The following is a 9113-nucleotide window of genomic DNA, read 5'->3' as shown; positions in this document are numbered from 1 at the left end:
TTACCTTTCTATTGCAAGTTATCTTGGTTTTCATTAATTATTAATTATTATCTTTATTTATTATCTTGGACATTATAAGGGCGTCTTCTCTTGGTTTCTCATAGAAGTTCTTGCGCTTTCCTAGGTGCTTAAAGCCCAGCTTCTCATATAGCTTTATAGCTTTATCATTGGATTCTCTTACTTCTAGGAAAAATGCATTGATGCCTCTTTCATGTCCTTTTTCTTCTAAAATATTCATAAGCTTATAGGCTATTCCTAAACGTCTAAATCTAGAGTCTATGGCTACATTAGTTATTTCGCCTTCGTCTAGGCTTTGCCATAAGCCGGCATATCCTGCAACTTCTCCGTCTTTATAAGCTACAAGATAAAGGGTATTGTCATTGTCTATAGTATCTTTAAAAGAGTCTCTTGACCAGGGAGTTGAAAAAGTCTCTTCTTCGATTCTTGAAACCTCATCTAGGTCTTCTTCTTTTAAAATGCCTATGTCTATATTATTCAAAATTATCACCTTAATTATTATTAGCTTTCTTAGCTGCAAGTTCACGTTCTGCCTGTGATGGTCTTAAATAATCTGGCTTAACATCATCTGAGGAAACTAGCTTTCCTTCTTTTGCTAAGTCAAGGGCTCTAAGGCCAAGACTTGCTGCGTCCTGAAGTCTATCTAGAGGAGAGGCTTCGCAGTGGTTAATAGATAGATTTTCATTAAAGTAATCTCTTGCTACTTTGATACCGTCTCCTAAGAATACTACGTCATTGTAGGATTCGTTAAGTTCCTTTGTTAAGTCTTCAATTGAGATTAGGTTAGTTTCTCTAAGCTCAACTAACTTGCCTTCTTCAAATTTATAAATTGCGCTATATACATGCTTTCTCTTAGCATCCATAATTGGCACGATTGTCTTAGTCTGACCGTATAGGTTATAGGCAAGGGCCTCAAGAGTCTTTACTGGAATCATTGGCTTATCCTTAGCTAGGGCAATTCCCTTAGCTGTAGCTACACCGATTCTTAAGCCTGTAAAGGAACCTGGGCCTACAGATACTGCTATGGCATCTAAATCATCTACGTCTGTTTCAGTCATTCTACAGATTTCATCTATCATTGGTAGAAGTGTCTGTGAATGTGTCTTCTTATGATTAATTGTGTAATTAGCTAAAACGCTGTCATCTTCTACAATAGCTACTGATGCAGTTACTGCAGAACTTTCTATTGCTAAAATCTTCATTACTATTCGACCTTTCCCTCAACTTCAATTAAACGGTAATCAAAGCCTTTTTCTAAATCTTTCTTTATACTTATCTTAATAGCTTCTTCAGGGATTATCTCTTCTACTAGGCTTGCCCATTCAATTAGGCAGACACCATCCGAAAAGAAATATTCTTCATAGCCTATCTCGTCCATTTCATCTACATCTGCGATTCTATAAACATCAAAATGATATAGAGGAATTCTTCCTTCATGATATTCTTGAACTATAGTAAATGTTGGACTATTAATAGGTTCATCAATTCCAAGGCCTTTTGCAAAGCCTTGTGTAAAGACTGTCTTTCCTACGCCTAAGTCACCTTCTAAGCAATAGATTTCGCCTGAAGCCGCCTTTTGTCCTAATTCAAAGCCAAATTCAAAGGTCTCTTTTGAATTAAATGTTTCTTTTATCATTTTACTTTACTACTTTCTCTAACTTTTGCTTATTAACTTTTACCTGGAATGGTTTTAACTTTTCCTTAGCAATATCAACAAAGTTAAGAGCGTTAGTGCCCATTGTTTCAAGAGTTAAGATATTAGCTCTTGAAGCGTTAATATATACTAAAAGATTTCTACCACTAAACTTTATCTTATAGATATTATCCCAAGATAAATCTTCCGTCAACTCTCCCTGACTTAAAGTAATCTTATCAGTGCTAACAACATAATGCATTGGCTTTGTAAATATTTCTAATTTGCTTTGCTTTCTTGCTGCAAGCATCATATTAATAATTGGATAAATGCCAAACATAACTGCAAAAAGGAATAACATCAAAGTATATGTAATAGTTGTATTACCTATTGAGATAATACCAAATACTAAAAATACAATTCCAGCCACTACGCCAAACCAGCCATTAAAGCTGTGGAAATTGTGATATAACTTAAAATCTATAAGGTCTTTTTTTGTTACCTGACTATCAAATTCAATTGTCTTGTCCACGGATAATAATCCTCCTTAATTAGTTTGAAATGTCACTTCTATTATACTAGCATAAATTAGACAGACTTCGTATTAATTTTTACTAAAATAAAGATAAGTTAGACTAAAAAATCGGGTAAGACAAATTGCCCTACCCGATATTATTTAGATTTGCCTTGTAGGAATACTCCTGTAGTAAAGCGGACATTCGGAATCCGCTTCGCTACTTCCTCATGAACGCAGTTGCACTGCGTTCACATGCTATTACTTATTCATAAACTTAGCAAGGCCGCTTAAGTTAAGCTCACCTGGTTTCTTCTTGTTATTCTGTCTGTTCTTATTAAAGTTTTTATTAAATGGCTTCTTTCCCTGCTTTTTAGCATTTTCCTTAAACTCAGCCTTAGCCTTAGCTTCTGCTTCATCTAGGATCATTGAAAGTGCAATTCTTTCTTTAACTGTATCGATTTCCATTACACGAACATCAATTACATCGCCTACTGATACAACATCAAGTGGGTGATTTACTCTCTTAGTTGCGCTCATCTGCGAAATATGTACTAAACCATCCTGGTGAACACCGATATCTACAAATACGCCAAAGTCTATTACATTTCTTACTGTACCCTTAAGAATCATGCCTGGCTTTAAGTCCTTAATATCCATAATATCCTTTCGAAGGATTGGAGCTGGCATCTCATCTCTTGGATCACGACCTGGCTTTTCAAGTTCCTTAATAATATCTTCAAGGGTAATTTCACCTACACCTAACTTGTCTGCCATTTCCTTAAGATTAGAAACCTTACTCTTAAGGTTTGTTAATTCACCCTTAGTAATTGAATTTAAATCATAGCCTAAATCCTCTAAGAACTTAGCTGCTGCCTCATAACTTTCTGGATGAACACTTGTTGCATCAAGTGGGTTATCGCCATCTGATATTCTCATGAAACCTGCACACTGCTGGTAAGCCTTAGGTCCTAACTTAGATACCTTTAGTAACTGCTTTCTGTTAGTAAACTTACCATTAGTCTCTCTGTAATCTACAATGTTCTTAGCTACTGTCTTTGATACACCTGAAATGTATTCAAGAAGGGAAGCTGATGCTGTATTAAGATCAACGCCTACCTTATTAACAGAATCTTCTACTACGCCTGAAAGTGTTTCTCCAAGCTTCTTCTGATTCATATCATGCTGATACTGACCTACACCAATAGCCTTAGGTTCAATCTTTACAAGTTCAGCAAGTGGATCTTGAACACGTCTTGCGATTGAGATTGCACCTCTTGCAGCTACGTCATAATCTGGGAATTCTTCTGTTGCAAGCTTTGAAGCAGAATAAACAGAAGCACCTGCTTCGTTTGTGATGATGTAATCTACATTAAAGCCATTTTCCTTAATAATATCTGAAATAATCTGCTCTGATTCACGAGAAGCTGTTCCATTACCGCAAGAGATAAGATTAACATTATACTTCTTAATTAAATCTACTACTATCTCTTTAGCCTTATCTACCTGATTTCTTGGCTCTGTTGGATAAATTACCTTATTATCAAGTACCTTTCCTGTTGGATCTACTACTGCTAGCTTGCATCCATGAGCATATCCTGGATCCCAGCCAAGTACAGTCTTACCTGCGATTGGTGGCTGTAATAGGAGCTGCTCTAAGTTCTTACCAAAGACCTTAATAGCGCCATCTTCAGCCTTTTCTGTTAAGTTAGATCTAATTTCTCTTTCAATTGATGGTGCAATTAATCTCTGGTATGCATCTTCGATAGCCTTCTTTAAATATTCTGTTGTATATTCGTTATTCTCAGTAATAATCTGCTTTTCGAGGTATCTTAAAATTCTATCCTCTGGAGCTTCAATCTTAACTGTAATAAACTTTTCTGCTTCACCTCTATTAATAGCTAAAATTCTATGACCTGGCATTGTTGCTACTGCCTCATTATAATCATAGTAATTCTCATATACAGACCCTGCGTCCTTATCCTTAGCAGCACATACAATCTTACCTTCTTTAGAAGTAATATCTCTTATATAAGTTCTATAATCTGCCACATCTGAAATAGATTCAGCAATAATATCAAGTGCACCAGAAATAGCCTCAGAAGTGCTCTTAACTTCCTTGCCTTCTTCTTCAGATAAATAATTAGCTGCCTCTTCTTCTACTGAGTGTCTAGCCTTCTGTTCATAGATAAATGTAGCAAGTGGCTCAAGACCTTTTTCCTTAGCCTGTGTTGCTCTTGTTCTTCTCTTCTGCTTATAAGGTCTATATAAATCTTCAACAAGCACTAAAGTTTCTGCTGCAAGGATTGCATCCTTAAGTTCACTTGTAAGCTTGCCCTGCTCTTCAATGCTTGATATTACAGAAGCCTTTCTATCCTCTAATCCTCTTAAATACTTTAGTCTTTCATCTAAAACTCTTAATTGTTCATCATCAAGGGAGCCTGTAACTTCCTTACGGTATCTTGCGATAAAAGGAATTGTATTACCTTCATCTATTAATGATACTGCGGCTTCAACTTGAGATACTTTAATTTCCAATTCTTCTGCAATCTTCTTATTAATATCCATGTTGTAATAATCCTCTTTTCAAATTGTCTTAGACATAACGTCAACTTGTATAATTATAACAATACGAAAAAATTATGGCAATAAAATTATGATGAAGCATAAGATTAGTTAAAGATTTTCGAATACATTTTTTTCAAATGAAATAAGATCTGTTGCATATTCGTCTATATCTAATCTATCATATTCTTTAACAATACTTCCTTTTTTCATTACAAATACCTTGTCTGCAATATTATAAATATCACTAATAATATGTGTACAATAAATAATAATTTTGTCCTTAGCTATCTCTTTTAAATAGCTTTTAAAGTTCTCTCTTTCAATTGGATCTAAACCAACTGTAGGTTCATCAAGAATTATTATCTTTGGATCATTTAATAGGACTTGTGCTAGAACAATTCTTTGTTTCATACCACCTGAATAATTGACAATCTTTCTATTTTTAGCATCAGTTAAATTAAATCTTTCTAGCATTTCTTTAACAAGAACCTTTTTATTTCTTACAGACTTTAAACCTGCAATATAATATAAATACTCTTGTCCTGTAAAGTCTTCATAATATCCTTTATTTTGTGGCATATAACCAAGTAAAGTTCTATAGTTTTTACCCATTTTAAATATGTCCTTGCCATTATATAAAACCTCTCCACTTGTTGCCTTCAAATTAGTTGTTATAATCTTAAGAAGTGTTGTCTTTCCTGCACCATTAGTTCCTATAAATGCATATATACCATTTTCTAATTCAATATTAATATTTGTTAATGCTTTTAAATTGCCATATTTTTTATTAATATCAATAATTTCTAATCTATTGTCCATTTTTTTATTGCCCTCCTCACTAAAATAACACTTATAGCTAATAACGCAATCATAATTACACTTAGCTCAATAATAGGAATTTTAAGAGAAAATAAATCTATCCCCAAAAAATATCTATAAATACCAAAACAAATCACTATAGATACTAAATAAGCGCTCATATCTGAATATATAAATGAAATACTTATTAGGATTGTTGATACTAGTATTCCTAAACATACTCTTATTAAAATTAAAATAAAAAACATTTCTTTAATTGTTATATCATGTTCAAAGCATTCAAACATTGTTATACTTTGAATAGATGCATTTAATTCATAAGACTTTAACACATACGAATATTTTATATTTTCATAGCAAAACATATTAATCATTACTAATGTGATGAATATTATTACTAGCTTTATAGCATATATTCTTGCTAAAAAAAATGTTTTTCCTTTTACAGTTGAACGTATAAGATATGTTACTTCATTCTTTTTTTCAAATGAATGTGTTCCTGTTGAGACAAAGACAACGACAAGCAACATAATAAACACCATTGAAATCATATAATTTCTTCCATTTTTGTTTAGGAGATTGTTGAATTTTATCTCATCAAGAACCTGTACATTCTTTATACCTTTGTTAGATAATTCCACTAATCTATCCCTAATAGCTAATATTTCCTCTTTTATTTTCTCATATTCATAAATTTTTCCACTAAAAATAGAACTATCACCTACTCTAGTAGATATATCTCTATACATTTCTATATAGCCATCTATGTTATCTATATAAGATAAAGTTTTATCTTCATAATCCCCATTTACAGCATTATAATATTGCTTAATTTGTATATCTTGTTCTGTTATTGAATATCCTGTAGTTAGTTTTAAACTTACCATAACAACAATTATCATAAGTAGAAAAGATAAAACATTTTGTGAAATTATTATTTTTTTTAGTTCCAACAAATGGTAATTATTTTTCAAGTGAACTCTTTCTATAAACCTTGAAAAAGAAAAAGTATTATTAAATTTAATTGTAATTCCCATTAACATCAACACTAAAGTTAATAAGAAAACCACAAATAAATAAAATTCAAAAAATGAAATCCAATACTTACCAATTCCTATTAAGTTGTAAGTGCTAAATAAGTTTTTAACTGATTGAAAAATATTTATTGTTTTTAAAATCGTTATTATTTTAGCAGAAGATTTTATTGCCATTATTGATGATTCTACAAGCAAAAAAACTGCAAACATTAACATCCTAAAGGATCTACTTTTGAAAATGTTAATAAAGTAATAACTCAATAAACCAATACAAAACAGTTTTAATATTTCTGTACTTAGTATATATAAATATGCTTCTTTTATATTTACAAGCAAAGCTGATAATTTCCATATATTAGAATTCTGAACAGCATAATTTAAAGTATTAAAATCTCCATTTTTTATATTAGAAACGATGATTGGTAAAACAAAGTTTACCGTCACCGTTATAATTACAAGTAATAGTATAGATAAAATATTATATATATTATATCTTTTCTTTGAGTGCTTAGTAGTGTCAATTAAATCCAAAAAATCATCCTCTGGTCTACCTAAGAAAAAAACAAAAAACACTACAATAAAAATTGATATCATATCATCTATATTGAATGTACTAAATTCATTAAAAGACTTTGTCTCTATTTTTTTTATTTCAACTTTTCTCAGATTAGATAAGTCATATTTAGTTTTTAAAAGTCTATAATAGCTTTCACTTTCTTGCTCAACTAAAGATGTTTTTATATGAGTATCTATATTATCAATCTTTTCAGCAATATACTCATTATATTCTTCACTATTTTTTAATTCTTCATATGAAATTTCACTATTGCAAAACACAATATACAAGCTAACATTTATTATGCAAGCAATTATAAATACCCCTATAAATTTTATATTAAGTAAACGTTTAAACCCCAATTTTCCCTCCATTATCTAAAATAAGACTAACCTTTTTTCGAGGTTAGTCTTTTCATTTTGTTGAAATTATATATCTAGTCTAATCACCAATACTTCGTCTGAATAAATTGTTGATAAATCTAACATATACAACTTAGAATCATCACCATAAATATAACAGTACTCATCTGTTAAGCCAAGAATAGAAACCATTTCACAATCTTCTAAAGTTTTTCCAGTTTCATCTTGAAATCTAATATTTAAATTTGACACATTTAAACTCTTATCATTAGTTATATCATAAAGATATATATTCTTATCAGATTCTATATTATGATTTTCACCATTAGAATCTATTGGACTGCTCATAAAATATTCCAAATAATTCTTATTAAATAAAATATAATTATTATTTGCAAAAATTCCATACTCTGATAATTTAAATAAATCGCTAAAATTTTTAATCACTTTTCCATCTATTAAATTTATCAGATTATTCTTATCGTCTAAAGCATATACATCACTATCATTAGTCGCAATACTTACATTATTAAGTGTTGCATATTGACTGTCTGTTGTATAAGTTTCACATATTTCTTCTTTTAAATTAGTATTTAAATCAACTTTATAAACTACCTCTTTATATATTTCTAATTCATTATCAGGATAATGACTAGCTTCTAAATATATGCACTGATTTTTTTCTAATATTCTAGATGCATTAACAGAATAATAATTACCATCAAGCTGACAAAGTTCTGAATATTTACCAGATTCTAGGTTTACTTTGCATATATGCAAAGTGCCATCCTCTGTTAAGCATCTATAATAAAGAAAGTCCTCAATTTGACGTCCTAATACTATATTACAAGGTATATTATTATCGTATAGTAATGCAAATCTTTCATAATTCAAGCCTGTCTTATCATATTTATAAAGATATACTCCATTTTCTTCTGTTATTAATTTAAATATTGAGTCATTATAAATATAAAAATCATAATAATATGAATTATCTTCATAATAGGACACGCATGTATTATCGTTATGTTCGCAATCAGTTTTACAACAAACAATTGTATCTATACCTGTCTTAAAATCGTAGAAATAAAGCTTCTTCGTAGATATTTCAGATTCAGAAAATACTACTAGATGATAAATACCATCTTTAGATGAACAAAATTGTGCTGGTGGCTCTTTAATAAAAGCTACATTATCTGTTTCATGAAATGATACTCTTGATTCTTCTTTATTAGTTGTTTCTTCATTTTCAATATATGCAAATCTCCCACAACCACTAAGTAAAAACAAAAAACTTACAAACACTAGCGAATATTTCTTTTTCATAAAATACCCCAACTATTTTATAATTATTTAATATAATTGTATTGTAATAAAATATTTACATTTATTCAATATAATTTTTAAAGTTTTATAAAATTTATTTCTCTATTAAATAAACAGTAAAGCGGACATTCGGAATCCGCTTCGCTACTTTCTCATGAACGCAGTGGCACTTTGTGCCACCTGTCAGAAGGGGCTTTAACCCCTTCTGACACTAGTAAGCTTTATACCCCCGCTTAAAGCTTACGCTTTTGAAGCGGGGGATTGCTTACACTGCGTTCAA

At 30.7% G+C, this 9113-nt stretch carries 8 protein-coding genes; all 8 read right to left on the bottom strand.

The window, feature by feature from the left end:
* Positions 1-40: 40 nt before the first annotated feature.
* On the bottom strand, positions 41-499 hold the full coding sequence (gene rimI / locus QVA17_RS11745; protein ID WP_287389117.1) for a ribosomal protein S18-alanine N-acetyltransferase: 459 nt from the start codon (positions 497-499) through the stop codon (positions 41-43).
* 10 nt (positions 500-509) lie between these two features.
* Positions 510-1220 (bottom strand): tRNA (adenosine(37)-N6)-threonylcarbamoyltransferase complex dimerization subunit type 1 TsaB, encoded by a 711-nt coding sequence (tsaB, locus tag QVA17_RS11740; protein ID WP_287389116.1) that lies wholly within the window; start codon positions 1218-1220, stop codon positions 510-512.
* 2 nt (positions 1221-1222) lie between these two features.
* Positions 1223-1654 (bottom strand): tRNA (adenosine(37)-N6)-threonylcarbamoyltransferase complex ATPase subunit type 1 TsaE, encoded by a 432-nt coding sequence (gene tsaE, locus QVA17_RS11735; protein ID WP_027432173.1) that lies wholly within the window; start codon positions 1652-1654, stop codon positions 1223-1225.
* A 1-nt stretch (position 1655) separates the two neighbouring features.
* Positions 1656-2183 (bottom strand): hypothetical protein, encoded by a 528-nt coding sequence (locus tag QVA17_RS11730; RefSeq protein WP_287389114.1) that lies wholly within the window; start codon positions 2181-2183, stop codon positions 1656-1658.
* Between the two features lie 243 nt (positions 2184-2426).
* Positions 2427-4733, bottom strand: coding sequence for a Tex family protein (locus QVA17_RS11725; RefSeq protein ID WP_287389112.1), 2307 nt, complete (start codon positions 4731-4733; stop codon positions 2427-2429).
* Positions 4734-4841: 108 nt separating this feature from the next.
* A complete protein-coding gene (locus QVA17_RS11720; RefSeq protein ID WP_287389110.1) occupies positions 4842-5552 on the bottom strand; it encodes an ABC transporter ATP-binding protein in 711 nt (236 codons plus the stop codon).
* Positions 5537-7507: a hypothetical protein gene (locus QVA17_RS11715; protein WP_287389108.1), complete on the bottom strand. Its 1971-nt coding sequence runs from the start codon at positions 7505-7507 to the stop codon at positions 5537-5539. The genes QVA17_RS11720 and QVA17_RS11715 overlap by 16 nt, the downstream gene beginning before the upstream one ends.
* 66 nt (positions 7508-7573) lie before the next feature.
* Positions 7574-8833: a hypothetical protein gene (locus QVA17_RS11710; RefSeq protein WP_287389107.1), complete on the bottom strand. Its 1260-nt coding sequence runs from the start codon at positions 8831-8833 to the stop codon at positions 7574-7576.
* Positions 8834-9113: the final 280 nt, after the last annotated feature.

The sequence above is a fragment of the Lachnospira sp. genome, from assembly GCF_016290755.1.
Classification (GTDB): domain Bacteria; phylum Bacillota; class Clostridia; order Lachnospirales; family Lachnospiraceae; genus Lachnospira; species Lachnospira multipara.
The sequence above is the reverse complement of the archived record's forward strand: the minus strand, read 5'-3'. Positions and strand labels throughout refer to the sequence as shown.

Excerpts from the sequence above, each read along its gene's own strand:
- tsaE (WP_027432173.1), bottom strand. The coding sequence starts at position 1,654 with ATGATAAAAGAAACATTTAATTCAAAAGAGACCTTTGAATTTGGCTTT.
- QVA17_RS11710 (WP_287389107.1), bottom strand. The coding sequence starts at position 8,833 with ATGAAAAAGAAATATTCGCTAGTGTTTGTAAGTTTTTTGTTTTTACTT.
- QVA17_RS11720 (WP_287389110.1), bottom strand. The coding sequence starts at position 5,552 with ATGGACAATAGATTAGAAATTATTGATATTAATAAAAAATATGGCAAT.
- tsaB (WP_287389116.1), bottom strand. The coding sequence starts at position 1,220 with ATGAAGATTTTAGCAATAGAAAGTTCTGCAGTAACTGCATCAGTAGCT.
- QVA17_RS11725 (WP_287389112.1), bottom strand. The coding sequence starts at position 4,733 with ATGGATATTAATAAGAAGATTGCAGAAGAATTGGAAATTAAAGTATCT.